The following is a 25,294-nucleotide window of genomic DNA, read 5'->3' as shown; positions in this document are numbered from 1 at the left end:
GGAGGCCACCATGCTTCGAATCCGCGATGCCAGCGTCACCTTCCCGGCTTCCGACGGCCAGGACGTGCATGCGCTCGATCACGTCTCGCTCGATATCGCTCCCGATTCCATCGTTGTCGCGGTCGGTGCTTCCGGCTGCGGCAAGTCCACATTGCTGAACGCGATCGCCGGCTTCCTGCCGCTCACCGAAGGCACGATCACGCTGGACGGACGAGAAATCGTGGCGCCAGGCGGCGATCGTGGCGTGGTGTTCCAGAAGGATACCCTGCTGCCCTGGGCCAATGTGCTGGACAATGTTGCACTCGGCCTGAAGTACCGGGGCGTGTCGCGCGGCGAACGGCATGAGCGGTCAAGGCACCTGCTGGAACTGGTCGGGCTCGCCGATTTCGCTGAAAAGCCGCCCTATGAACTGTCGGGCGGCATGCGCCAGCGCGTCGGTATCGCGCGGGCGTTGGCCACCGATCCGAAGATCCTTTTGATGGACGAGCCGTTCGGGGCCCTCGACAGCCTGACGCGCGAGACGATGCAGCAGCTTCTGGCCTCGATCTGGGCCAGGACCGGCAAGCAGATCCTGTTCATCACCCATTCGATCGAGGAAGCCCTCACGCTCGGCACGACCATCGTTGTGATGTCGCCCCGCCCGGGCCGCATCGTCGCCCGATTCGACGCCCACTTCGTACGCGACTTCGCGGAAACCGGCGACATCGGGACGATCCAGTCCCACCCGCGTTTCATCGAACTGCGGCAGGAAATCCGCTCGCTCATCCACCAGCCTAAAGGCGCCCGCACAGGAACCTTGCAATGACGCTTGCCGCCAACTCCCGAACCTTGGTCCCGCCCGCGGCAGCTCTGCGAAGGCCTTCTCTCCGGGCGCGCCGAGTTGCATCGGCAAGCACGTTCGGCATCAGCCTGTTCACTTTGGCCGCACTGATCGCATTGTGGTTCCTCGCCGCGCAATTCGGCTGGGCGTCGCCACTTTTCCTACCTTCGCCGGCCGAGGTGCTGACCCAGTTCAGCGCCGTCGCGGCCGACGGCTATGCCAACGGCACGCTGCTAGACCATACGCTGGCAAGCCTCGGCCGCATTGCCGCGGCACTCAGCGTCGGCATTTTCGTGGGCATTCCGCTTGGCCTGCTCATGGGGCTCAACCGCTGGGTCAAGGGCATCTTCAGCGTGCCGATCAACCTCTACTGGGGGTTGCCGCCGCTGGCCTACCTTCCCCTGCTGATTATTTGGCTCGGCATCGGCGAGACCTCCAAGATCGTGCTGCTGTCGCTGTCGACCTTCGCCCCGATCTGCTTTGCGGCGCAGGCTGGTGTCCGGTCAGTGCCAGCTGAACGCATCAACGCCGCGCTATCGCTTGGCGCCAGCCGGCTGCAGCTGTTCACCAGCATCATCCTACCATCCGCATTGCCGGAAATCCTGACCGGCCTGAAGATCGCCATCGGCGCCGGATTGTCGACACTGGTCGCGGCCGAACTGATCGCCGCCCAGTCCGGGCTCGGCTACATGATCATGTCGGCGGCCAATTTCCTCGCCACCGACGTCGTGTTCGTCGGCCTTATTGTCATCGCCGTCCTTGCTTTCGCCTTCACCAGCGGCATGCGCTGGCTGGAACACCGCCTCATCCCCTGGAAAGGCAAGCTCTGAGGCTTGCCCAAGATTCCGCAATTGCTGAAGGAAACGATCCGATGTCCAGCAACGACTCCCGCCCGCTCGATCTCTACTGGTATCTGCCGACTCATGGCGATGGACCCTATCTCGGCACGGACCAGCGGCACCGGCCGGCAACCTTCGGATATCTCAAGGAGATCGCGCAGGCCGCCGACCGGCTTGGCTTCAAGGGTGTACTACTGCCCACCGGAACGCGGTGCGAGGACGCCTGGATCGTTGCGGCCGGGCTGATCCCGCTCACCGAACGGTTGAGGTTCCTCGTGGCGCTCCGGCCTGGCAGCGGGACGCCGGCCCTGTTTGCGCGCCATGCGGCCACGCTGGACCGCATATCCGGCGGCCGGGTGCTGCTCAATGTCGTCACCGGCGCGGATCCTGCCGACCTCGCCGGCGACGGCAACAAGCTCGACCACGACGCACGCTATCAGCAGACCGACGAATTCCTGACCATCTGGCGACGGATCCTTTCAGGCGAGCCGGCGGACTTCGACGGCAAGTACCTTTCGGCTCATGGCACCGATATTTCCTTTCCGCCCATTCAGCAACCGCATCCACCGCTCTGGTTCGGCGGCTCTTCCGATGCCGGCATTGCAATCGCCGCCAAGCACGTGGACGCCTATCTGAGTTGGGGCGAACCGGTTGATCAGCTCGCCGAGAAAATCGATCGTGTGAAAAAGGCGGCGGCGGTGCAAGGCCGCTCGATCCGCTTCGGCCTGCGCATCCATCTGATCGTGCGCGAAACGGAGGACGAGGCCTGGGCAGCCGCCGATCGCCTGATCAGCCACGTAACGGACGACCTGATCGCCGAAGCCCAGAACGGATTCGTCAATATCTCGGAATCGGTCGGCCAAAAGCGGATGTCGGCGCTGCATCAAGGCCGGCGGGACCGGCTGGTTGTCGGCCCGAATCTGTGGGCCGGGCCTGGACTGGTGCGTGGGGGCGCTGGAACCGCCCTGGTTGGCAATCCCGACAATGTCGCCACGCGAATTCGCGAGTATCAGGAGATCGGCATCGAAACAATAATCGCGTCCGGCTACCCGCATCTTGAAGAGGCATTCAACGTCGCCGAACTACTTTTCCCAAAACTCGGGCTGAGTGGCGAAGCCACCCCGGCGGAACGCAGTTGGGACGTTGAGTTCGGACGCGGCGTACGTCCTACACTCGCGGCATCCGCCTCGTAACGTCCTTCCTACCGCAAACGAGGCAACTCGTGCGCGCCGCCGAGGCTAGCGCGCATTTGCCGCAATAGCCTTGACCACCCGCATTGCCTTCCTCTCTTCCTCGCACAATAGTCGGGTCGATGTTTGAGGCGATCGCGAGTCACTGGTCCGTATTCATCCTGATCCTTTCGCTGGCGATGGCGGCGGTGGGCATCGTCCATGCCATCATGACGAAGGAGGATGTGCGCGCCGCCACAGGCTGGGTGGGCGTGATGCTTTTGTCGCCCTTCCTCGGCGCGATCATCTACGCCATCGCCGGCATCAACCGCATCCGCCGCGCGACGATCAGCGCCATGCGTCCGGTTTCCAGCGCGGCGGCCGCCGCCAGGCATGACCGCGACGTCGCGCTCGAGGCCTTGATCAACGCCGAATACGGCCAGCGCTTTACCGGCCTGAAAACGCTTGGCGACAGGGTGGCGCGGCGGCCGCTCACCTCGGGAAACACCATCGCCTTGCTCAAAACCGGCGACGAGGCCTACGCGGCGATGTGCCGTGCGATTGACGCCGCGCAAAGAAGCGTGATCCTGGAAACCTATATTTTCGACAATGACGCCGTCGGCGCGCTTTTCATCCAGTCGCTCGGCAACGCCGTCAAGCGCGGCGTCGCGGTGCGGGTGCTGATCGACGCCGTCGGCGTTCGCTATTCGGTGCCCAGCATCCTCAAGCAACTCAGGGAAGCCGACGTCACCGTTGACCTCTTCAACGGCAATATCGTCATGGGCTTGCGACTTCCCTATGCCAATCTGCGGACCCATAGGAAGATCCTGGTCGTCGACGGCGCGGTGGCGTTCACGGGGGGCATGAACATCCGCAAGGGATTCTCGGCCGAATTCGCCGGTACCGAAAGTTCACAGGACACCCATTTCGAGGTCACCGGGCCGGTGGTGGCCGACTTGTTCTCGGTTGCCGCCGAAGACTGGCGCTTTGCCGGCAACGAGGCCTTGAAGGACGGGCCCTGGAAGGTCGAGCAAGCCGCGCAGGAGCCCGGTCGGCCGGTGCTGGTGCGCGCGGTCGCCTCCGGGCCGGACGCGTCCAACGAAACCAACCTGAAACTGCTGATGGGCGCATTCTCGGTCGCGCGCAAATCGATCCGCATCATGTCGCCCTATTTCCTGCCGGATCGCGAATTCATCAGCGCGCTGACCACGGCGGGCCGCCGTGGCGTCGAAATCGACATCGTCGTGCCGGCGGTGAACAACCTTTTCCTCGTCGATCATGCGATGACGGCGCAGTTCGACCAGGTGTTGAAGCACTATTGCCGCGTCTGGCGCCACGAAGGCCCGTTCGACCATTCGAAGCTGATGGCAATCGACGGCGTATGGGCCTATGTCGGCTCCTCGAATCTGGACGCCCGTTCACTGAGGCTTAATTTCGAGATCGACATGGAAGTCCTGGACGGAAACTTCGCCGCCGAGATCGACGCCCGCATTGGGGCGGCCATCTCAAACGCCAAGCCGGTGACGCTGCAGACCCTGAAGGCAAGGCCATTCCTGATCCGCGTCTTCGACCGTTTGCTGTGGCTGGGATCACCCTATCTTTAGAGCAGGATATCGAGCATCGGGACCATGGAGAAAAACGCCATAAAGGGACGCAGCCTGCCGGAGACCGTGCTCTTGTCGATCCGCGCCAGGAACGAGCGGAAGGCGAAGGCCACGCCGCGCAAGCGAGTCAACGGTGCCGAAATCGTCGTTGCCTCCTACAACGTCCACAAATGCATAGGCACCGACCGCAGATTCGACCCTGAAAGGACGGCGCGGGTCATCCGGGAGATGAGCCCCGACGTGATCGCGCTGCAGGAAGCCGACAACCGTTTCGGCGACAGGGCCGGACTGCTCGACCTGGCTCGGCTCGAACTGGAAACGGGACTGGTGCCGGTGCCGGTCTCGGGCAACGGCAAGGGGCATGGCTGGCGCGGCAACGTGCTCCTGTTCAAGCGAGGTACGGTGCGGGATGTCCACCAGATCAAGCTGCCCGGGCTGGAGCCGCGCGGTGCGCTGGTCGCCGAGATCGACCTCGACGAGAAGCGGACGCTGCGTGTGATCGCCGCCCATCTCGGCCTGCTGCGACGCTCGCGCTCCGAGCAGGCCCGCGTCGTACTCGATATCATGAGCAGCGCGGATGAAAGGCCGACGCTTCTGCTCGGCGACCTCAACGAATGGCGGCTCGGCAATCGCTCGGCCCTGAACACGCTGCACACCACCTTCGGTCCGACGCCGGCGGTGCCCACTTTCCCGTCCGGCCTGCCGGTGCTGGCGCTCGACCGCATCATGGGCAACCGGCACGATCTGGTTTCAGCGGTGGAGGCGCATGACACGCCGCTGTCACGCGTGGCTTCCGACCACCTGCCGCTGACGGCTTTCGTGCATCTGTAGATGCCGCCAACGATCCAGCCTGCATAGGATGAAACTTCCTCTCAGAACTTCCAGTTGAAGTCCGCACGCACGGACTGGTCGGAGAGACCCGAGCCGAACTGGCCGCTATAGGAGACGCCCAGGGTGGCGGCCGGCGTCAGGTTCAAGTCGAGGCCGGCTTCCACCAGAGCCGCGTCGCGCGCGATAGGCACGCCCGCGATCGTGAAGGACGACCCGCCGGCAAGGGCAAAGATCGAGAGCGGCGTGGTGTCGCCGAAGCATGCCGCCAACCGAGCGTGCCGCTAATCGGCGCGGCGGTGTCGCCCAAGGCTAAGTCGGGCGCGGCTTGCAGGCCGAGCGTGGTGAAGGTCACGCCGGTGTTGGCGGCCGCGCTTTGCAGCGCCGCCGCCCCGCTCTCTAGAAGGCGACCGAAGGCGAGGCACTCTCGGTTTGGGCGGGCAATGCGCTGGTCAAAGCAGCGCTGGAGGAGCAGCGAGAGGCAGGCGCTTCGGGATCAGCGACGCGGAAGAATATGCGCTAACAGTCGAGGCAGCGATCCTCCCCCCCTCAGCCCTGCCAGCGCCTCAAATTCGCTCACGCGATAAAGCCTACCCCTCCCTCAGCCAGACCAGCATCTCGCCGGGATCGCGGTTGTCCCAGGCGAAATAGGGAACGGCCTTGAGCATCATCTCCTCCGTTTCAGGCGGTTCGGAACGATAGAGATCGGCGCCCCAGTTTTCCGTCTTGGCCCGGCTGCCGATGGCCGAGAGGGTGACGATGCCGCCGAGCAGGTTAGGCTCCTTGTGCGCCTCGAGTCTGGCCTCGCGCGGCAGGGCGATGCGGTGCAGCCCGCCGCCATTGTCGGTTTCCTCGACGCAGTAGATCAGCGGGCCGCGCGCCAACGCCACGCGGCCGGTGTCCTGGCGCACCTGCGGGTTGGCGAAGAGGCGCGCCATCGACATTTCGAGGTCGAGCTCGACGCGGTCGCCGTTTCGCCATTCTCGCCGGATGGCGGCGTAGCCCTCGCTCGTCGCGGCGTCGAGGTCGATCATCTTTCCGTTCACACGAAGCGCTGCCTTTCGGCACCAGCCGGGCACGCGCAGATGAAGCGTGAACTCGACCGGCGTCGCGGTCCCGATCTCGATCGCGACCGCCCCGTCCCAGGGATAGTTGCTGGTCTGTGACAAGGTGACTTGCCTGCCCGCGATCTCGAAGCGCGCGGCCGAGTCGCCATAGAGATGCACGGCCAGCGCATTGTCGGCCAGGCCGTAAAAATAGCTGCCGATAGATGCCACCATGCGGCCGATATTGGGCGGGCAGCAGGGGCAGCGGTGCCACTTCCAGCGGTGATGGCCGCCCCGGCTCTCCAGCGGGTTCTCGTAGAAAAACAGCGAGCCATCGCGCGACAGGCCGGAGATCGAGCCGTTGTACAAAGCCCGCTCCATCATGTCGGCATAGCGGGCGTTCGGCCCCATGCCGAGCATGCGGCTCGCCCAGAACACCAGGCCGACCGAGGCGCAGGTTTCGGCATAGGCAGTCTCGTTGGGCAGGTCATAGTCGCTGGTGAAGCCCTCATTGTCGGCCGATGGACCAAGACCGCCGGTGACATAGACGCTCTTTGTCGTGAGGTCGTCCCACAGCCGCTCCAGCGCCACCTTGAGCGTGTCGTCGCCGTACTCGGTCGCAATGTCAGCCATTCCGGAATAGAGATACATCGCCCGCACCGCGTGGCCGGCCACCTTGTCCTGCTCTCGCACCGGCTTGTGCGACTGGTTGTATTCGTAGGTCTTGAAGTGGAAGTCCTTGGGGTCGGCGCCACGCGCCAGCGCCTCTTCATCGAAATAATGCGGCTGCTGGCCGCGCTGGTCGATGAAATACTTGGCCAACTTCATATACTTGTCGTTGCCGGTGGCGCGCGCCAGCCTGACCAGCGCCAGCTCAATCTCTTCATGGCCGCAATAGCCCTTCCGTTTGCCGGGCTCGGGCCCAAACGTGTCGGCGATGTGGTCTGCGTAGCGGCTCATGATGTCGAGTAGCTTGCGCTTTCCCGTGGCCTGAAAATAAGCGACCGCGCCCTCGATCAGATGGCCGGCGCAATAGAGCTCGTGGCAGTCGCGCAGATTGGTCCACCGCAGGCCAGGCTGGATGCGCTGGTACCAACTGGAGAGATAGCCGTCCTCCTGCTGCAGCTTGCCATACATGTCGATGACGGCGTCGATCTTCTTTTCCAGATCCGGGTTGCGGCGCCGGTAGAGCGAATAGGCAGCGGTTTCGATCGTCTTGCCCCAATCGGAATCCCAAAACATCTGCGTCGTCACGGTCCGAGCGGTAAAACCGTCGTTGACATGGAACGGAATGACGACGCCTGGCGATGGGCAGTCCGGATCGATCTGCTCCAACATGCGCGCTTCGACGCACCGGTCGTAGAGGATGCCCGCGGTCCTGGCAGCCACCGCGTCGACACGGTCGCCCCAGAAGCCGCGCACATCCACCTGCGGCACGGGAAGCGGCCGGAAAGCAAGCTTCGGCCTGGCGGAGACGCCGGTCTGCGCGGCGGGTTGCGATGCGGTCATAACGTCACTCCATTCGATGCGGATTACTTGACGGCCCCGGCCATGAGGCCGCGGATGTAGAAGCGCTGCAGCGCCAGGAACAAGATCAGGCAAGGCACCATCATCACGGTGACGCCGGCCTGCACGGCACCCCAGTCGATGGCGCCGAAGCGGCCGGACTGGAGCGCCGTCATCATAACCGGAAGCGTGAATTTCGACTGGTCGGTCATCAGCACGAGAGCTGCCAGGAATTCGTTCCAGGCGCCAAGAAAGGCAAACAGCGCGATGGTGACAACGCCCGGCCAGACCAAAGGCAGCATCACCTTGATGAGCATGGTGACGTTGTCGGCGCCGTCCATGCGTGCGGCCTCCTCGATCTCGCGCGGCACCGCGTCGAAGGCGTTGCGCATCATGAAGATCGAGAAAGGCAGCTGCAGCGTGACATAGACGCAGACCAGGCCGGTCAGCGTGTTGTGCAGGCCAAGCTTCGTCAGCACCAGGAAGATCGGCGTCAGGATCGACTGGAACGGGATCATGATCGTCGACAGGATGAGGACGAAGAAGAAATCCCGGAACGGAAAGCGGAAACGCGAAAAGCCGTAGCCGGCGAGCACGCTGACCAGCACCGACAGCAGCACCGTCATCACCGAGACATAGATGCTGTTTTGCGCCGAGGCCCAGAGCCCGTCACCAAAGGTGTTCAGCGTCTCGTAGTTCTCGATGGAGAAGCCACTCGTCGGCCAGGGCGGCAGCGGCGGCTGGCGCGCCTCCTGCGCCGGCTTGAAGGTAGAGAGCACTGTCCAGACGATCGGCGCCAGGAACAGCACCGAAGCTATCAGGCCTGTGGAATGCCTGGCCAGGCTGAAGCCGACTTTCCGGTTGCGCGACATTGCCTCGGCCATCAGTCGAGCCCCTCAGGCTTGCGCAGCAGCCAGAGCTGGACGAGGCTGAGCGCGACCAGGATGACCAGCAGCACCATCGAAAGTGCCGCGCCATAGCCGAGCTTGAACGAGACGAAGGACTGGTTGAATATCCAGTACACCGCCGTCAACGTCTGGTTGCGCGGCCCTCCGCGCAGGATGATGTAGAACTGGTCGAAGGCAAGGATCGAACCCGCCACCGACAGGATCAGCGCCAGCGCCAGCGTGCGGCGCATCAAGGGCAAGGTGATGGCTCTGAACCTCGCGAAAGGCCCTGCCCCGTCGATGACGGCGGCCTCCTGTAAATCCTGCGGGATCGACTGCAGGCCAGTCATCAGGATGATCATGGTGAAGCCGGCGACCTTCCAGACCACCATGGCGATGATCGACCAGAAGGCCGGGTGGAAGGTGGCGAGAAGATTGACCTTTCTTTCGGTGAGGCCGAGGTCGTAGGCGGCGGGACTGAACAAGCCGGAATCGACATTCAGGAGCCAGGACCAGAGCAGGCTCGCCGAGGCAAAACCCACCACCGCCGGCATGAAGAAAGCGGTGCGGTAGAGGTTGGTGAGCGGCCGCGGCCTTTCGATGAAGATCGCCAACGGAAAAGCGACGGCGAAGATCGCGATGGTGACGACCACCGTGTAGTAGAAGGTGAATTTCAGCGCGTTCCAGAAGCGCGTGTCGCGCAAAATGGCAATGTAGTTGTCGAGGCCGATGAAGGAATGCTCGCCCATCAGCGGCCAGTTGTGAAGCGACATCCAGGCCGTCATGCCGAGCGGGATGACGAAGAAGACGGTGACGAGTGCGACGGCCGGCAGGACGTAGAGCAGTCCGACCCACTGCCGCAGGCTGGTAGCGTGTGCTCGCGCCGGCGCTGAAGCTGTGATGGCGGTCATGGCTGGGCTCCCCCTTCTCCCCTTGTGGGAGAAGATATCGCCGAAGGCGACGGATGAGGGGGGTTCCAGCGGAGTGAGCCGCTGGCTTTCCCTGCAGCACCCCCCATCCGTCTCGGCGCTGTGAGCCGATCTACCTTCTCCCATAAGGGGAGAAGGGCGGCGCGAACCCGCCGGGGCCTCAAATCGGCAATGCTAATGAGAGTGTGCTTTCTCAACGTGTCGGTCCCTGCAATTCAGCGATGCATCGCCCGGCCGCCCGACCAGGGAGACGGGCGGGCGGCCGGTCAGAGCCTTGGCGGCGAGGCGTTTGCGAGATTCCTGCCGCCGGCTGGCCCTGGTGTCTACTTGTTCGGCGCCTGGTCGATGATCGACTGCATGGTGTCCTGCGCATTCTTGATGGCACCATCGACGTCGTCGCCGAAGAACACCTCGTTGATCATCTGCGTCCACGGACCGTTGGCGGAGTTGATCAGGTCGTTGAACACCACCGAATAGGGCGTCCTGCCCTTGGCCATCGCCTCGGCCGCCACCTGGTAGCGCGGGTCGAGATCCTTCAGCGCGTCCTTGGCGATGTCGTTGCGCACCGGCAGGCTGCCATATTTCGCCAGGATGGTCTGGCCTTCCAGCGAATAGGCGAAGTTCAGGAACTCCTTCACCACGGCGATCTTCTTGGTGCCCTTGGTGACGACGAAATTATCGCCGCCGGCGAAAGACGACCAGCCGCCATCCTTGCCCGGCAAGAAGGTGATGCCGTAGTCGATGTCCGGATATTGCGTGTTGAGCGCGCCGATGGCGAAGGCGCCGGAGGGCGAGAGGCCGATCTTGCCGCCGGCAAAGGCGGCGAAGAAGTTGGCGCCGGTGTCGGTCTGCGCGCCCTCGGGCACCAGCCCCTTCTTCACCATCGATCGGTAGAGGTCGACGGCGCCGCGCAACTGCGGGCTGTCGAGCGTCGCCTTCGAGCCGTCCTCGGACAGGATGTCGCCGCCCGAGGCCCAGATCAGCGGCGTGAAAGTGAAGATGTTGCAGCCGCCGCAATTGCCGGAGAAATAGAAGCCCTTGATGTCGCCGCCGAGCGCGTTGACCTTCTCGGCGTCGGCCTCGATCTCCGCCCAGTTGGCCGGCCCCTTCTCGGGGTCCAGCCCCGCCTGCTTGAACAGCTTCTTGTTCCAGATCAGCACCGAGGCGTCAGCCGAGAACGGCAGGCCATAGATGCGGCCCTTGTAGGTGCCGGTCTTCACATGCGCCGGCGACAGGCTTGCGAAATAGGGCAAGGATTTCGCCCAGTCGGTGATGTCCTCCAGTTGACCGGCGGCGGCGAAGGACGGTGTGTAGATCAGGTCGAGCGAGAGCGCGTCGGGCGCCGTGCCGCCGGCGGCGGCGGCGCCATATTTCGGAATGATCTCGGCATTGGGGATGATATCGAGCTTGATCTGGTCCTTGTTCGCCTTGTTGAAGGCGTCGACGATACGCGGCATGAAGTTCGAGCCGTCAGCGCGCACCCAGATGTTGGCGGTCTCGGCCGACGCTGCCTGCAGGCCTCCACCGATCATGGCGGCGGCGAGCGCCAGCCTGGCAATCATGGTCTTCATCATTCTCCTCCTCATGGTTCTCCTCCCATTTCGGCCACGCCGCCCGGCTGGATCGGGCGCGTCAGCACTTCTCCTTCACCCCGGCGGACTGCCGCATGACTGACGCACCACCAGCCGGCACGGCAGTTTCCTGATGCCCGCGGCGGCCGGCTGGCCATCCACAAGCGAAAGCAGGGCGAGCCCGGCCTCGTGGCCGAGACTCGCCAGGTTCATGTCGACGGAGGTCAGCGGCGGGCGCGTCGCCTCGGCCACGATCTCCCAATTGTCGAAGCCGATGACGCCGACATCCTCGGGCACGCGGATGCCGCGCTCCCGCAGCGCGTCGATGACGCCGCGCGCGATCTGGTCGTTGCCGCAGAAGACGGCGTCCGGCCATTCCCCCATGCCTGCTTTGCCGAACAGTTCTGCGACCGCCTCGTGGCCCCAGCCTTCAGACCATGCGCCCAGCAGCGGCTCGCTGGCCGGCAAGCCACGCTCCTCAAGCACGTCCCGGTAAGCCTGCGCCCGCGTGTGCACCACGGCGAAGCCCGCCGGACCGGTGACATGGGCGATGCGGCGGCGCCCGATCCGCAAAAAGTGCTCGACGGCCAGCCGCGCGCCGCCGGCATCGTCGGAGACGAAGGCGATCGAGTCGGGATCGGGCTGAGTGAAGGCATAGACGACGGGAATGCGCATGTTGGACAGGTCGACCGGCAGATGGCGATCGATTCGCTTGCCGGTAGCGATGATGCCGTCGACACGCTTGTCGAGCATCGCCTCGACATGCAGTTGGCCAAGCCTTGAGTCGTCCTCGACATTGCACAGGAAGACAGAGACGCCATTGTCGACCAGCGCATCGGAAACCCCGGCCATCAGCGGCAGCGAGAATCGGCCGTATGTATCGTTGGTGAGCAGGCCGACGGTGAAAGAGCGGCGGCGCAACAGACTCTGTGCCAAGCTGTTCGGCCTGAAGCCGAGCAACCTCGCCGTCTCGCGGATTCGCTCGCGCGTCTCGGCGGTCATGCGCCCCTGCCCGTTCAGCGCCTTCGACGCCGTGGCGACGCTGACGCCCGCGGCGGCCGCCACCTCGCGCAGGGTGACCGGCTTGGCAAAGACAGGCGCTGACTCGGCGTCTGAAGCCATGTTCGGGGCGCAACCTCCTGTTTGAGAAAACCTTTTCTCACACAGAATCCGCCGCATTCGAGCCGAGAAGCAAATGTCGAATGCCGCAATTTGGGAAAAGGTTTTCTCAGGTGGAGATTAGACCGAAAGGCCGATGCCGCGCAAGATCATTTCCGCGACTGGTCCAGCGCCCGGCAAGCGCTCGGGCCAGTTGCACCGGACTTCAGCGGCCGGCTGATTTTCTCTGGGCTGGGCCGCCGGAATTCCGCCTATCCCTACGGTAGTTTGGTCCTAGGTGTTGCATTTCCGTCACCACAAATAGCAACAACCCCTGCTAGAAACGGGCCGGGTTCTAACTTGGGGTTATGCGATATGTATCTTCGTCTTTCTGCGAAATCCGTTCTGCTGGGCGCCGTTTCGGCCGCCGCCTTGATGTCGGCGGCGCATGCAGCCGACATCGTCCAGGAGCAGGCGGCTCCCGGCTTCAACTGGAGCGGCGTATATGTCGGCTTCGGTCTTGGCGCCGGCGCGAACGTTCACAAGCTCAGCAGCGATTTTGCGCCGGGTGTTTCGCTGAACGGCATCGGCGGCGAAGGCGTCTACGGTCAGGCGACCGTCGGCTACGACTACATGGTCTCGCAGCGCTTCCTGCTCGGCGGCCTGATCGACGCGCATGTCGGCACGATCAAGACTTCGCTCGATGCCGGCGGCTTCAATGCAGACATCAAGGAGACCTACGGCTTTGACGTCGGCGTGCGTGCCGGTTACCTGCTGACGCCGAGCACGCTGGGCTACGTGCTGGGCGGCTATGCCTGGCAGAAGTATAAGCTCGACACCAATGCCGGTTTCGGCATGGACTGGGATCAGGGTGGTTACTTCGTCGGCGCCGGTGTCGAAACGGCGATCAACAGCAACTGGACGCTGAAGGGCGAGTATCGCTACACACGGTTCAGCACCAAAGACGATCTCCTGTCGCAGTTTGGTGCGCCGGACGGCACACTCAACCTCGACACTTCCCGTCATACGTTCGAAGTTGCTGCGAGCTACCGCTTCAACGCCAATGACGGCGGCGCGGCCAGCTTTGAGACGCCTTCCTACAACTGGACCGGCTTCTATGTCGGCGGCGGGCTCGGCGCCGGCGCCGTCGTGCACCAGATCGAGGTTCCGCCACTCGTCGGCGCCAAGTTCAATGGCCTTGGCGGCGAAGGCGTGTTCGGCGAAGCCAGCATCGGTTATGACCAGGACATGGGCAGCTGGGTCGTCGGCGGTCTGGTCGACGCGCGCCTTTCCGGCATCAAGTCGAAGCTCGAGCTGGGTGGCATCCTGGGTGGTGTAGACTCGGTCAGCTTCAACACTGACTATGGCTTCGACGTGCTCGGTCGTATCGGCATGAAGGTCAACGAAGCGACGCTGGCCTACGCGCTCGCCGGTTACAGCTGGCAGCACTTCAAGCTCGATGCTCCGGCCCCGCTCGACATCGATTGGGGCTCCAGCGGCTTCTCGGTGGGCGCGGGCCTGGAAACGGCCGTGTCGGACAAGATGACCGTCGGCATCGAATACCGCTATTCGCAGTTCGCCAAGGAAGACCTATCGGACGTGCTCCCGATCCCGAGCGGGCTTGCGAACACGACGCCATCCTTCCACACCGTGCGCATCGACGCCAAGTACAAGTTCAACTAAGCGAAGGCCTCCAGCCAAAGCAGGAAAGCCCGCCGAATGGCGGGCTTTTTTTATCGCCGGCTTGCCGACCTGCGTCGCTCGCGCGACGACCGCAGCCATCAGATTGTAGACATCGACCAACCCGCCAGCGGCATTGCCAGTTGCGTCGCCATCGAACGCGCCGGGGTGACCGGGGAGACTCTCACACCACCCTCTTCTTCCCCCGCCTGCTGCCATGCGCATCAACAGCCTTGCCGACGGCTCGCTTCAATTCGTCCTTGATCTCGACAGTCTCGGCCATCAGCGCCTCGATCTTGAGGAAATCGAGTACGCGATACTTCGAAACTTTAGGGCGGATCAGGATGTCGGGCTCGGACTGCTGCAGCTTGTTGGCGATGATCGACTGCATCATCAGCTGCGAGGCGCCATACATCAGGTCGACGGTGGTCGGATGCTTGCGCTCGGCGTCGCTCGGCGCTCCGACCACGTCGATTGCAATGATGATATCGGCGTCTTTCTCAAGGAGATCGAAGGGGACAGGATTGTAGATGCCGCCGTCGATCAGAAGGCAGCCATCGCGTACGACCGGACGGAATACAGCCGGTATGGCTGCAGAAGCGGCGAGCGCGGAATGCAACTCACCCTCGGCCAACACCGCCAGCTTATGGCCGAAATAGTCCGTCGCGGTCACCTTCAACGGGATCTTCAACGCCTCGAACGTCTCTGGGATCGCGTCTGGCAGGAAGGCCTTCAAAATGCGCTCGATGTTGAACTGGCCGACGCGGATGCCGCTCTGCATGGCCTCCGCGATCGTGCCCGGTCGCGAACGCCACATGCGCGCCGCCACTTCGGCGCGGCTGCCGAGGATCGCTCGGGCATAATCGTGGATCTCGGCGCCGGTCATTCCCGACGCCATGCCGGCGCCCATGATGGCGCCGATCGACGAGCCGGCAATCGCCACCGGCTTGATGCCGAGCTCGTCGAGGGCCTCGACGATATGGATATGTGCGAGACCGCGTGCGCCACCGCCGCCGAAGGCAACCCCGAAGGTCGGGCTCATCCCTTGCCGCCTCCCGCCACCTCCACAAGAGGCGGGCCGATGACCATCACGGCGGGAGTGACCGACAGAAGCTTCTTCGCGGCCGCCTTGACGTCGGCGAGCGTCACGGCGTTGATGAGCGCGGCGCGCCGCTTCATATAGTCGATGCCAAGCTTGTCGACCTGCAGCTCGACCAGCGTGGCGGCAATGGAACTGGAGGAATCCAGATTGTTGATGGCGTAGGCGCCGATCATGTATTTCTTGATCGCCGCAAGCTCCTCCTCGGTGGGGCCGCTCTCGGCCATGTCCTTCACGACCTGGCGCACGATCGAAAGCGTTTCTGCGGCGCGGTCGGAGCGCGTCGCCGTCGTCACCAGCAACGAGTGCGAGTGCTTGTTGTCGACGAGATCGGAACTGACGCCATAGGCAAGGCCGCGCTTTTCGCGCACCTCCGAGAACAGCCGCGAAGTGAAGGTCGAGCCGCCGAGGATTTCGTTCATCAGAACAGCGGCAAAGAAATCCGGATCACTGCGTTTAACGCCTGGCCAGGCAAGCTGCAGCGAGGTCTGCGGCAAGTCGTAGTTCACTTCAAGCTGCTGTCCGAGCTTCGGAGTGATATCCGCCACCGGAGCCAGAGCCTGCTTCTCAGGCAGGTCGCCGAACACTTCGTCCAACTTGTTGCTCAGTGTCGCGGCATCGATGTCGCCGACCACCGCCACATGCAGGCCGCCGCGGGCGAAATTGGCCTTGTGGAAGGCCCTGATGTCATCAGCCGTAATGGTGGTCAGGCTGCCTTTGGTCCCCTGGTCGGAGCGCGAATAGGGATGCTCGCCATAGATGGCACGCAGCCAGCGCTGCTGCGCCACCGTGTTCGGGTCGCGCTCGTTGGCGAGGATACCGGAGAGCACCTGGGCCCTGATACGGTCGATCGGCGCCTGGTCGAAGCGGGGCTGGTTGACAGCAAGCTTCAGCAGACCAAAGGCCTCGTCCTTCTGCTGCGACAGCATGCGCATCGAGCCATAGGTTCCGTCGCGGGCGGCCTGGAAGCTCATCTCCGCGCCAGCATCGTCGAGCTTCTGCTGGAAAGCGTCGCTGTCGAGGTTGCCCGCACCCTCGTCGAAAAGGCCGGTCATGAGGTTGACCAGCCCCTCCTTGCCCGCCGGATCCTGAGCGCTGCCGCCATCGAAGACGAAGCGGATGGCGATCAGCGGGATCGAATGGTCTTCCACCAGCCAGGCGGTGATGCCCTTCTTCGACTTCACTTCCTGGATGTTCATCTCGGCGCGAGCCGCAAGCGCCGGAAGGAGCAGGAAAAACAGGGCAAAGCAAAGCGTGACGACGGCGCGATAGATGCGCCCTTCTTCTGCGCGTGTGGAAGAAGGCAAGGCGTCCATGCGGCTAAGAACCATGCTCATCGTCAATTCCCCGCCTGTTGCTGCGGCAAGAGATAACCGGTGGTCGAACGATCGAGCACTAGATAGCGCGCGGCGACCGCCTTGACCTCGTCCGCGGTGACCTTGCGGATACGGTCCGGCCATTCCTGGACATCCTTGACATTGCCGCCGGTGGCAAGCGTGGAGCCGTACATGTTGGCCATGTCGTCCTGCTTGTCGCGGGCAAAGATCATGGAACGTACATAACGGGTCTTGGCCCGCTCCAGCTCATCGTCGCTCACGCCGTCCTTGACGACACGGGCGATCTCCGCATCGACCGCCGCCTCGACATCGGCGAGCCTGGCATCGCCACGCGGAGCGCCGTAGACGGTGAAGTTGGTGTCGTCGAGCATCGTGCCCTGGAAATATGCCGCCGCAGAGGAGGCTATTCCCTGCTTGATGACGAGTTCCTGATACAGCCGGCTGCGGTTGCCGCCGCCGAGGATCTCGGCCAGCAGGTCGAGCGCCTCCGCCTCGCCGGGCTTGGCCGTACGATAGGACGGCACGACCCATTGCGTCGAAAAGCTCGGCACCGAAACGCGCGCGTCGGTGAGCGTCACCGTGCGCTTGGTGTTCTGCTCCGGTTCGACCGGTCGGATGCGCGGCCGCAGGTCGGGGCCGCGCGCGACCTTGCCGTAGGTACTCTCGGCCATCGCCTTGACCGCGTCCGGCTCGACATCGCCCGCCACCACCAGTACCGCGTTGTTGGGCCGGTAATAGTTGTCGTAGAACGCTTTCGCGTCGGGACGGTTCAGCTGCTCCATTTCCTGCATCCAGCCGATCACGGGAATGCGGTAGGGCTGGTTCTGCCAAAGCGTCGCATCGACCTCCTCGTCCAGAACCGCCTGCGGATTGCTGTCGATGCGCGAGCGGCGCTCCTCCAGGATCACGTCGCGCTCGGTCTTGATGACATCGTCGGTCAGGATCAGGTTGCGCATGCGATCGGCCTCGAAGCCCATCATCTCCTCGAGCGCCGATGGCGGCACCGTCTCGTGGAAGGCGGTATAGTCATAGGAGGTGAAGGCGTTGTTGGAGCCGCCGATCTCGGACACGGCGCGGTCGAATTCGCCGGCGGCATGGTTGGTCGTGGCCTTGAACATCAGATGCTCGAAGAAATGCGCGATGCCGGACTTGCCGGGCGGCTCGTCAGCGCTGCCAATCTTGTACCAAACCATGTGGGTGACGATCGGGGCGCGGTGGTCCGGGATGACGACCACTTCCATGCCGTTGTCGAGCAGGAAATCCTTGACCTCGCCGTCGTCCGCCGCGTGGGCGGGAAACGCCGCCACGAGCGCCAGCGTGGCGGCAAGAAGCGCCGCTCGCAGCCCAATTCCCGTTCGTGTCATCAAGTTCTCCGGTCCCGGTTGAGCGACGATAGGCAAGGCAGCAGGCGAGGCAAAGTGAATTGTTCGGCATTTTCGAGGCGACGCCGGAGCAAACTAGCTGGCCTCTATGAACCGAATGACCGTTTCGCCGTAATTACGCTCGTCCATCACGGAAAAACCAGCGCCCGGTTCGAACGGCGCGGAGGCCGCCTCCTCGACGACGCATAGCGCGCCGGGCAGAAGCCAGCCGCCTGCCCTTGCTGAGCGCAGCGCGCGCTCTCCGAGCCCTTTGCCATAGGGCGGATCGGCGAAGATCAGCCCGAAGGGCGAGATCGTACCGACCTCGCCGAGCTGGGTGGCGTCGCGGCGGAAGATCTTGGTGCGGCCGGTGAGCCCGAAGGCTTCGACATTCTCGCGGATCAGGCCGCGCCCTTCGGTCGATTCCTCGATGAAGACGCAGTAGGAAGCGCCGCGCGACAAAGCTTCCAGCCCGAGCGCGCCCGTGCCGGCGAAGAGATCGAGCACGCGAGCGCCCTCGAGCCTGTCGGCATGGCGATGCGCCAGGACATTGAACACCGCCTCGCGGGCGCGGTCCGTGGTCGGGCGGATGCTATTGCTTTTCGGCGTCGCCAGCGGACGCCCGCGGAACTCACCGCCGACGATCCGCATCGCCGCCCCTCTTCGGACCACGCGGGCGATCGCCGCCATCGCCTTCGGAGCGCTCGCTTCGCGGCTTGCCGAACGGCTTCGCGCCCGGCTTGCCCTTGCCGCCCGGCTTGTAGGCCGCCTTGCGCGCCTTCGCCTCGGCGGCCTTGGCGGCATCGGCCTCCGCCCTGCCCTTGCCGATCGGCCGGGCGCCCGGAGCCATCCAGACATTGGCCTTGCGCTGGCCCGGAGGCTCGATCGGCCGCTGTTCGCGCTCGGATTTCTTGCCGCCGAAACGGGGCTTGTCGCCAAACCCACCGCGAGGCTTGTCGCCGAAACCGCCGCGGTCGGATTTCGGGCCGCGCTCGCCAAACGTCCTGTCCGGCCCGAACGCCCTGTCCGGCTTCGTCGAGAGCTTGCTCAGCGCCTCGTCGCGGCTGTCTTCGCGGCGCTTTCGCGCCTTGATCAGGCCGCCCTCACCGATCGGCCGGCGGTCGCCGTCACGCGTGAATTTCGGCCGGTCGGCTTCTTCGCGGCGCGGACCGCCGCCGCGCACCGGCTTGTTTGAAAACGGCTTCTGGATCTCGGCATCGAAGTTGGCGCCCGATTCCTCGATCAGCCTTTCGCCGAGTTGCTCCCGCAGCACGCGGCCCTTGATCTCCAGCACATGGCCCTCGGGAAGGTCCTCGAGCTGGAACGGACCATAGGAGATGCGGATCAGCCGCGTCACGTCGAGGCCAAGCGCGCCGAGGATGTTCTTCACCTCGCGGTTCTTGCCTTCACGGAGACCGATGGTCAGCCAGGCATTGGTGCCTTGCTCGCGGTCCAGCGAAGCCTCGATGGAACCGTAGAAAACGCCGTCGACGGCGATGCCGTCGCGCAGGCCGGCAAGCGCGCTCTCCTCGACCTTGCCGTGGACGCGAACGCGGTAGCGCCGCAGCCAGCCGGTGGCCGGCAATTCGAGCACCCGCGACAGCCCGCCGTCATTGGTGAGCAGCAGCAGGCCCTCGGTGTTGATGTCGAGCCGGCCGATCGTCATCAATCGCGGCAGATCTGACGGCAGCACGTCGAAGACGGTCTTGCGGCCTTCCGGATCGCGATTGGTGGTGACGACCCCTGCCGGCTTGTGGAACAGGAAGAGACGCGTGCGCTCGATCGGCGGGATCTCGGTGCCGTCGAGATGGATGACGTCGTTGGCGCTGACGTTGAAGGCTGGCGAGTCCAGCACCTTGCCGTTGACCTTGACGCGGCCGGCCGCGATCAACTCCTCGGCGTCGCGGCGCGAGGCGATGCCGGCGCGCGCCAGGCGCTTGGCGATCCGCTCACCGGTCTCCGTCGTAGCTTCCGAGGGACGCGGTCGCGGCTTGAAGCCGCCTTCGGGCTTTCCCGCGGCACCGCGCGGCGCACGGTCGCTGAAATCACGCTTCGGCCGCTCGGCAAAGTCGCGCGCCGGGCGCTCGAAACGTCGTTCGCCATGCGCACCTTCAGCGGCCGCCGTCCGGTCGCCGCGCGGGGCATAGGGCTTGCGACCCTCGCGCTTTTCGAAAGGCTTGTCGCCACGCGGCGGCCCTTTACGGAACGGTTTGTCGCCACGCTCCCCACCGCCGCCCGTGTCACGACGCTTATAGCTGGGTTTGAAATCCCGGGTCGGGCGCTCACCTTCGGCGGCCACCGGCCGGTCCCCGCGCGGCGTGAAGGGCTTGCGGCCCTCGCGCTTCTCGAAGGGCTTGCCGTCACGCGGCGGACCTTTGCGGAACGGCTTTTCGGCGCGCTCCGCGCCCTCACCCGTTTCGCGCGGCTTGTAGCTGCGCTTGAAATCGCGAGCCGGGCGTTCGCCTTCGGCTGCCATCGGCCGCTCACGCTTGGCGAACGGCTTCTTGGCGCCGTAGCCCGGCTTGCCGTCTCGCCGGCCAGCCGGTTTCGAGCCACCCTTGCGCGGCCCGCGTGGAGATTTCTTGTCGTCGTCCATTACTTTGCTCGTCTTCGCCTGCTACAGCGCCGCGCGCCCTTTCGGACGCCGAACGCAGGCAGTGTCATCTTGATTTTGCGCATCCGGCGGCGCGGCAAAAACCGATTCCGGTTTTCTAGGTCTCGCGCTAGATAACAGGATCACCCCCGGGTGGCGAGGAGTAATCGGAATGGAAACCGCTTGAAACGACCGGATTTCATGGCCCTGGCGCTCGAAGAGGCCGAGGCGGCCGCGCGCCGCGGCGAAGTGCCGGTCGGCGCGGTGATCGTCAGCGGCAAGACGGTGATCGCGAAAGCCGGCAACCGTACCCGCGAACTAGCCGATCCGACGGCGCATGCCGAGATGCTGGCGATCCGCGAGGCCTGCCGGAAGCTCGCCAGCGAGCGTCTCACCGGCCACGACCTCTATGTGACGCTGGAGCCTTGCGCCATGTGCGCCGGCGCGATCTCCTTCGCCAGGCTGCGGCGGCTCTATTTCGGCGCCGCCGACGAGAAGGGCGGCGCGGTGGTCAACGGTACGCGCTTCTTCGCCTCGCCCATCTGCCACCATGCGCCGGACGTCTATCCGGGAATAGGCGAGAGCGACGCCGCCCTCATCTTGAAGGATTTCTTTCGGGAGAGACGGGAAATCTAGGCTAGAAGCACGTCCTACAGGCCGAGCCAGTCGAACCAGCCGCCCTTCTTGCCTTCCGCCTGCGCCTTGAGGCGCCGCTCCTTCTTGTACTCATCCTCGCCGAGCTCATTCTGCGGCGCGGTGGCGGCGGCCTGGCGATAGGCCAGCGGGGGCTCGCTCAGATATTTGCGAACCGTCGGATCACCCTGCTTCTGCTCGGCAAGCCGACGCTGGATCTCGGCGGTGCGCGTAGCGTTGGAATCATCCGGCGACCAGCGCGGAGGATGGCTGGAGCCCGATTCGGCCAACGCCTTTTTCACCGCCACGGGATCGGTCTGCACATCCTCGACCGCTTCCGGCTGGTAATTGGGATCGTTCTGGTGCGCGGTGGCGTCAGCCCGAATGCGGGCGCGGCGCGCCTCCGGTGATTCGGGCCAGTCGGCGCTCGCCGTCTCGATGCTCTGCTGCGGCGGCGGCAGGTTTTGCTTCTGCCCCGGCGCCGGTTTCACCAGGTCTGGACGCGGCTTGTAGTCGATCTGTTCTTTCCGCTTCGGCGTGATCGAGGCGGCGCCGGAAACATCGTCGAAAAGCTGCGCGGCGGCGGTCTTGTCGGTTCCGTAGGTGGGCGAACTCATGCAGCCCGACAGAGCGATGGCCGATACCACAAGCGGCGCCACCAGCGCGGCGCGCGCGAACGTTCTGTCGGTCATGCCAAAAAGTCCCACTCTAACTGCCTTTCGGTCGCCACCGGCCAAGGGCACGGTCCCATCTTCCCGCACTTGCGACGGAAATCCGGCGACAATTTGTCTGCCGGAGTGTCGCGTGTTTACCTCAACCACTTATTAAGGGCAACGCACGGGCGGATATGGGCCGCCCGGCGTGTTACTTTTGCACCTGTTTGACGGCGCATGCCGTTCTCCCAAGATCGCCATGCATCCTCGGGCCAGCCCGAGCGCAGGCTCTTGGGCGGCATGCACCTAGAGGCGCCCGAGCGCCTTCAACTCGTGCAGCACCGCCGCGTCCCGGGCCGAGACATCCGGGAATTGCGTATCCTGCCCGACATCGGCGGTGTAGCGCCAGGAGCGCGCGCATTTGACCAGGCCACGGTCCTCGGCTTTCTCAACCACCACCGCCACGCCCTTGACGTCGTCGAGCGTGAAGGCGCCTTCCAGCGCCTTGCCATGCTTGATGACAAGGTCGCTGGTGATCGCCATCTCGGCCATGTCGACATCGGCGATGGCTGCTTCCAGCGCCGCGTCGTCGATCGTGACCACCGGCACGGCCTCAAGCGAGGAGCCGATCAGCTTCTCGGCACGCGCGATCTCCAGCGCGCCGGTGATGACGCGGCGCACCTGCCTCACCTTGCGCCATTTCTCGGCCAACGCTTCGTTGCGCCACTCTTGCGGGATCGCCGGGAACTGGTCCAGATGCACCGAGGCAGCCTCAGGATGGCGATCGAGCCAGGCTTCCTCGGTGGTGAAGGGCAGCATCGGCGCCAGCCATTTCACCAGGCATTCGAAGAGGTGGCGCACCACCTGCACGGCCGCCCTGCGCCGCAGGCTCGACGGTCCGTCGCAGTAGAGCGCATCCTTGCGGATGTCGAAATAGAAGGCCGAGAGCTCCACCACCATGAAGTCGAGCAACGTGCGGGTGATGCGCTTGAACTCGAAGGCGTCGTAGCCCTGGCGCACCACTTCATCCAACTCGGACAGCCGGTGCAGCATCAGCCGCTCCAGTTCCGGCATCACCTCGACCGGCACGTCCTTGCCGTCATCATGGGCGAGCGTGCCCAGCATCCAGCGGATCGTGTTCCTGAGCTTGCGATAAGCATCGATGTTGGTCTGCAGCACGTTCTTGCCGAGCCGCTGGTCTTCCCAATAATCGGTCGTCACCACCCAGAGCCGCAGGATATCGGCGCCGGACTGCTTGATTACGTCCTGCGGCACGACCGTGTTGCCGAGCGACTTCGACATCTTGCGGCCTTCCTCGTCCATGGTGAAGCCATGGGTGATGACCGCTTCGTAAGGCGCCCTGCCCCTGGTGCCGCAGCTTTCGAGCAACGAAGAGTGGAACCAGCCGCGATGCTGGTCCGAACCCTCGAGATAGACGTCGGCCGGCCATTTCAGGTCCGGACGGTCTTCGAGCGTGAAGACATGCGTCGAGCCGGAATCGAACCAGACGTCCAGGATATCCATCACCTGATGCCATTTCGAGGCATCGTGATTGCCGAGGAAACGTTCCTTGGCGCCGTCGGCGAACCAGGCGTCGGCGCCCTCCTTCTCGAAAGCGTCCATGATGCGCTGGTTGACGGCCTCATCCTTCAGCACATTGCCTTCCTCGTCGGCGAAGACGGCGATCGGCACGCCCCAGGCACGCTGGCGCGACAGCACCCAGTCGGGCCGCTCCTCGATCATGGCGCGGATGCGGTTCTGACCGGCCGCCGGGACGAAACGCGTGTCGTCGATCGCCTTCAGCGCGCGGCTGCGCAGCGTCGTGCCGTCGCCGAGGTCCTTGTCCATATAGACGAACCATTGCGGCGTGTTGCGGAAGATGACCGGCTTCTTCGAGCGCCAGGAATGCGGGTAGCTGTGCTTCAGCCGGCCGCGCGCGAAGAGCGCGTTGCGCTTGATCAGCTCGTCGATGACCGCCTGGTTGGCGTTGCCCTTCTTGCCGTTGTCGTCGATGACGCGCGCCGCTCCGCCTTCGCGCCCCGGGCCGAAGCCCGGCGCGTCCTTGGTGAAGAAACCGGCATCGTCGACCGTGAACGGGATCGTCGTGTCGACGCCGCGTGTCCTCAGATCGCTGGCGGCCTCCATCCAGGCGTCGAAGTCCTCGCGGCCATGGCCGGGCGCCGTGTGGACGAAGCCGGTGCCGGCATCGTCGGTGACATGCTCGCCGGCGACCATCGGCACCGGGAACTCATACCCGCCGCCAAGCCCCTTGAAAGGATGCGAAAGCGTAAGCTTGCCAAGCTGTTCGGCCGAGACGCTGTGAAGCCTGCTCAAGGTGATCTTGGCCTTGGTGGCGCATTCCTCCGCCAGGGCGTCGGCGAAGATCAGTTTCTCGCCAGCTTGCGGGCCGAAGGCGTTCTCGGCCCCCGTCACCTCATAGAGGCCATAGCCGATGCGCGGGGAATAGCTGACGGCACGGTTGCCGGGGATGGTCCAGGGCGTGGTGGTCCAGATGACGACATGCGCCTCGACGAGATCGAGCGCTGCCCCGTCCAGCGCAGGCGCGGCGCCTGCAACGGGCTGGGCGAGGCTCGCGACCGGGAATTTCACCCAGATCGTGTCGCTCTCATAGTCCTGATACTCGACCTCCGCCTCGGCCAGCGCGGTGCGCTCGACCACGCTCCACATCACCGGCTTGGAGCCGCGGTAGAGTTGTCCTGACATGGCGAATTTCAGCAGTTCCCCGGCGATGCGCGACTCGGCGTGGTAGGCCATGGTCGTGTAGGGATTGTCGAAATCGCCAATAACGCCGAGGCGCTGGAACTCGCCGCCCTGAACCTGGATCCAATGGGCGGCGAAGTCGCGGCATTCCTTGCGGAACTCATTGACCGGCACTTCGTCCTTGTTCTTGCCCTTGGCGCGGTACTGCTCCTCGATCTTCCATTCGATCGGCAGGCCATGGCAGTCCCAGCCCGGCACGTAGTTGGCATCGTAGCCGCGCATCTGGAAGGACCGGTTGATCACGTCCTTGAGGATCTTGTTCAGCGCATGGCCGATATGGATGTTGCCGTTGGCATAGGGCGGGCCATCATGCAGCACGAATTTCCCGCGGCCGGCGGCCTCCTCGCGCAGTTTCTTGTAAAGACCCATGTCCTGCCAGCGCTTGACCAGGACGGGTTCCTTCTCGGGCAGGCCGGCCCGCATCGGGAAATCCGTCTGCGGCAAATAGAGCGTCTTGGAATAGTCGATCGTTTCAGCAGTGTCGGTCATCGGGGTGTCGGTCATTGATCTGCCATCTGCGTTGCCCGGCGGCGGAAAGCCAGGGCGTTGAAGTCTTAGCTGACGCATACCGCTTTCCCAAAACCGGAGCCCACTTTTGGGCGATATGCGTTGATTTTCTTGAAAAAGCGCGAGGGGCGCGCGCGAAAACTCCCGGCGGCTCCGGCGGCACTCAGGCCGCCCGGAACACCGGGCCCGTAATTCGTATCGCAATCGCGAAAAGGCGCGAAAAGCTCTTCATGGCGTGGCTTTTAGCGGATGGCGCGGCAGGAATAAAGCTCAGAATTCGAGGCGCGGAACCGCGGCGTAGAAGAAGCGCGGCATCACCGCGGCGGCCGATCCCCGTGATAATCGTCGAAGTG

At 64.3% G+C, this 25,294-nt stretch carries 20 protein-coding genes; 7 read left to right on the top strand and 13 right to left on the bottom strand.

What is annotated here, in order from left to right; all coding sequences use genetic code 11:
• Positions 1-10: 10 nt before the first annotated feature.
• The 5 genes from ACR64R_RS06395 to ACR64R_RS06375 all read left to right on the top strand — a co-directional run bounded on the left by ACR64R_RS06395 (position 11) and on the right by ACR64R_RS06375 (position 5,263).
• Positions 11-805, top strand: a complete 795-nt coding sequence (locus ACR64R_RS06395; protein WP_487360840.1) for a taurine ABC transporter ATP-binding protein — start codon at positions 11-13, stop codon at positions 803-805.
• A complete protein-coding gene (locus ACR64R_RS06390; protein ID WP_487360839.1) occupies positions 802-1,650 on the top strand; it encodes an ABC transporter permease subunit in 849 nt (282 codons plus the stop codon). Before ACR64R_RS06395 ends, ACR64R_RS06390 begins: the two co-directional genes overlap by 4 nt.
• A 41-nt stretch (positions 1,651-1,691) precedes the next feature.
• Positions 1,692-2,852 carry an FMNH2-dependent alkanesulfonate monooxygenase gene (gene ssuD / locus ACR64R_RS06385; RefSeq protein WP_487360838.1) on the top strand — a complete coding sequence of 387 codons (1,161 nt, stop codon included), beginning with the start codon at positions 1,692-1,694 and terminating at the stop codon, positions 2,850-2,852.
• 119 nt (positions 2,853-2,971) lie between these two features.
• On the top strand, positions 2,972-4,432 hold the full coding sequence (locus ACR64R_RS06380; protein ID WP_487360837.1) for a phospholipase D-like domain-containing protein: 1,461 nt from the start codon (positions 2,972-2,974) through the stop codon (positions 4,430-4,432).
• Positions 4,433-4,456: 24 nt separating this feature from the next.
• Positions 4,457-5,263, top strand: coding sequence for an endonuclease/exonuclease/phosphatase family protein (locus ACR64R_RS06375; protein ID WP_487360836.1), 807 nt, complete (start codon positions 4,457-4,459; stop codon positions 5,261-5,263).
• A gap of 41 nt (positions 5,264-5,304) precedes the next feature.
• Here the strand turns inward: ACR64R_RS06375 and ACR64R_RS06370 are convergent, their stop codons facing one another.
• The 6 genes from ACR64R_RS06370 to ACR64R_RS06345 all read right to left on the bottom strand — a co-directional run bounded on the left by ACR64R_RS06370 (position 5,305) and on the right by ACR64R_RS06345 (position 12,321).
• Positions 5,305-5,532, bottom strand: a complete 228-nt coding sequence (locus ACR64R_RS06370; protein ID WP_487360835.1) for an autotransporter domain-containing protein — start codon at positions 5,530-5,532, stop codon at positions 5,305-5,307.
• A 318-nt stretch (positions 5,533-5,850) separates the two neighbouring features.
• Positions 5,851-7,815 (bottom strand): glycoside hydrolase family 127 protein, encoded by a 1,965-nt coding sequence (locus ACR64R_RS06365; protein ID WP_487360834.1) that lies wholly within the window; start codon positions 7,813-7,815, stop codon positions 5,851-5,853.
• 23 nt (positions 7,816-7,838) lie between these two features.
• On the bottom strand, positions 7,839-8,696 hold the full coding sequence (locus ACR64R_RS06360) for a carbohydrate ABC transporter permease (RefSeq protein WP_487360833.1): 858 nt from the start codon (positions 8,694-8,696) through the stop codon (positions 7,839-7,841).
• Positions 8,696-9,610: a carbohydrate ABC transporter permease gene (locus ACR64R_RS06355; RefSeq protein ID WP_487360832.1), complete on the bottom strand. Its 915-nt coding sequence runs from the start codon at positions 9,608-9,610 to the stop codon at positions 8,696-8,698. The genes ACR64R_RS06360 and ACR64R_RS06355 overlap by 1 nt, the downstream gene beginning before the upstream one ends.
• A gap of 341 nt (positions 9,611-9,951) precedes the next feature.
• A complete protein-coding gene (locus ACR64R_RS06350) occupies positions 9,952-11,199 on the bottom strand; it encodes an ABC transporter substrate-binding protein (RefSeq protein WP_487360831.1) in 1,248 nt (415 codons plus the stop codon).
• 75 nt (positions 11,200-11,274) lie between these two features.
• On the bottom strand, positions 11,275-12,321 hold the full coding sequence (locus ACR64R_RS06345; protein WP_487360830.1) for a LacI family DNA-binding transcriptional regulator: 1,047 nt from the start codon (positions 12,319-12,321) through the stop codon (positions 11,275-11,277).
• A gap of 351 nt (positions 12,322-12,672) precedes the next feature.
• On the opposite strand from ACR64R_RS06345, the gene ACR64R_RS06340 reads away from it, so the two are divergent.
• Complete coding sequence (locus tag ACR64R_RS06340) at positions 12,673-13,980, top strand: outer membrane protein (protein WP_487360829.1); 1,308 nt, start codon at positions 12,673-12,675, stop codon at positions 13,978-13,980.
• A 181-nt stretch (positions 13,981-14,161) separates the two neighbouring features.
• Here ACR64R_RS06340 and ACR64R_RS06335 read toward each other — a convergent pair whose 3' ends face one another.
• The 5 genes from ACR64R_RS06335 to ACR64R_RS06315 all read right to left on the bottom strand — a co-directional run bounded on the left by ACR64R_RS06335 (position 14,162) and on the right by ACR64R_RS06315 (position 20,370).
• Positions 14,162-15,019 (bottom strand): patatin-like phospholipase family protein, encoded by an 858-nt coding sequence (locus tag ACR64R_RS06335; RefSeq protein ID WP_487360828.1) that lies wholly within the window; start codon positions 15,017-15,019, stop codon positions 14,162-14,164.
• Positions 15,016-16,407 carry a M16 family metallopeptidase gene (locus ACR64R_RS06330; RefSeq protein ID WP_487362389.1) on the bottom strand — a complete coding sequence of 464 codons (1,392 nt, stop codon included), beginning with the start codon at positions 16,405-16,407 and terminating at the stop codon, positions 15,016-15,018. Before ACR64R_RS06330 ends, ACR64R_RS06335 begins: the two co-directional genes overlap by 4 nt.
• An 8-nt stretch (positions 16,408-16,415) precedes the next feature.
• Positions 16,416-17,777, bottom strand: coding sequence for a M16 family metallopeptidase (locus ACR64R_RS06325; RefSeq protein ID WP_487360827.1), 1,362 nt, complete (start codon positions 17,775-17,777; stop codon positions 16,416-16,418).
• Positions 17,778-17,870: 93 nt separating this feature from the next.
• Entirely contained in the window at positions 17,871-18,425 is a 555-nt protein-coding gene (gene rsmD, locus ACR64R_RS06320; protein ID WP_487360826.1) for a 16S rRNA (guanine(966)-N(2))-methyltransferase RsmD, read from the bottom strand.
• Positions 18,406-20,370: a pseudouridine synthase gene (locus tag ACR64R_RS06315; protein WP_487360825.1), complete on the bottom strand. Its 1,965-nt coding sequence runs from the start codon at positions 20,368-20,370 to the stop codon at positions 18,406-18,408. Before ACR64R_RS06315 ends, rsmD begins: the two co-directional genes overlap by 20 nt.
• Before the next feature lie 180 nt (positions 20,371-20,550).
• Between ACR64R_RS06315 and ACR64R_RS06310 the strand changes: the two genes are divergently transcribed.
• Positions 20,551-21,003 (top strand): nucleoside deaminase, encoded by a 453-nt coding sequence (locus tag ACR64R_RS06310; RefSeq protein WP_487360824.1) that lies wholly within the window; start codon positions 20,551-20,553, stop codon positions 21,001-21,003.
• A 14-nt stretch (positions 21,004-21,017) separates the two neighbouring features.
• On the opposite strand, the gene ACR64R_RS06305 is transcribed toward ACR64R_RS06310, so the two are convergent.
• Both ACR64R_RS06305 and ileS read right to left on the bottom strand, forming a co-directional pair.
• Positions 21,018-21,692 (bottom strand): hypothetical protein, encoded by a 675-nt coding sequence (locus ACR64R_RS06305; RefSeq protein ID WP_487360823.1) that lies wholly within the window; start codon positions 21,690-21,692, stop codon positions 21,018-21,020.
• A 267-nt stretch (positions 21,693-21,959) separates the two neighbouring features.
• Positions 21,960-24,923, bottom strand: a complete 2,964-nt coding sequence (ileS, locus tag ACR64R_RS06300) for an isoleucine--tRNA ligase (protein WP_487362388.1) — start codon at positions 24,921-24,923, stop codon at positions 21,960-21,962.
• Positions 24,924-25,294 lie beyond the last annotated feature (371 nt).

The sequence above is a fragment of the Mesorhizobium sp. MC2-1-1 genome, assembly GCF_057597255.1.
The sequence above is the reverse complement of the archived record's forward strand: the minus strand, read 5'-3'. Positions and strand labels throughout refer to the sequence as shown.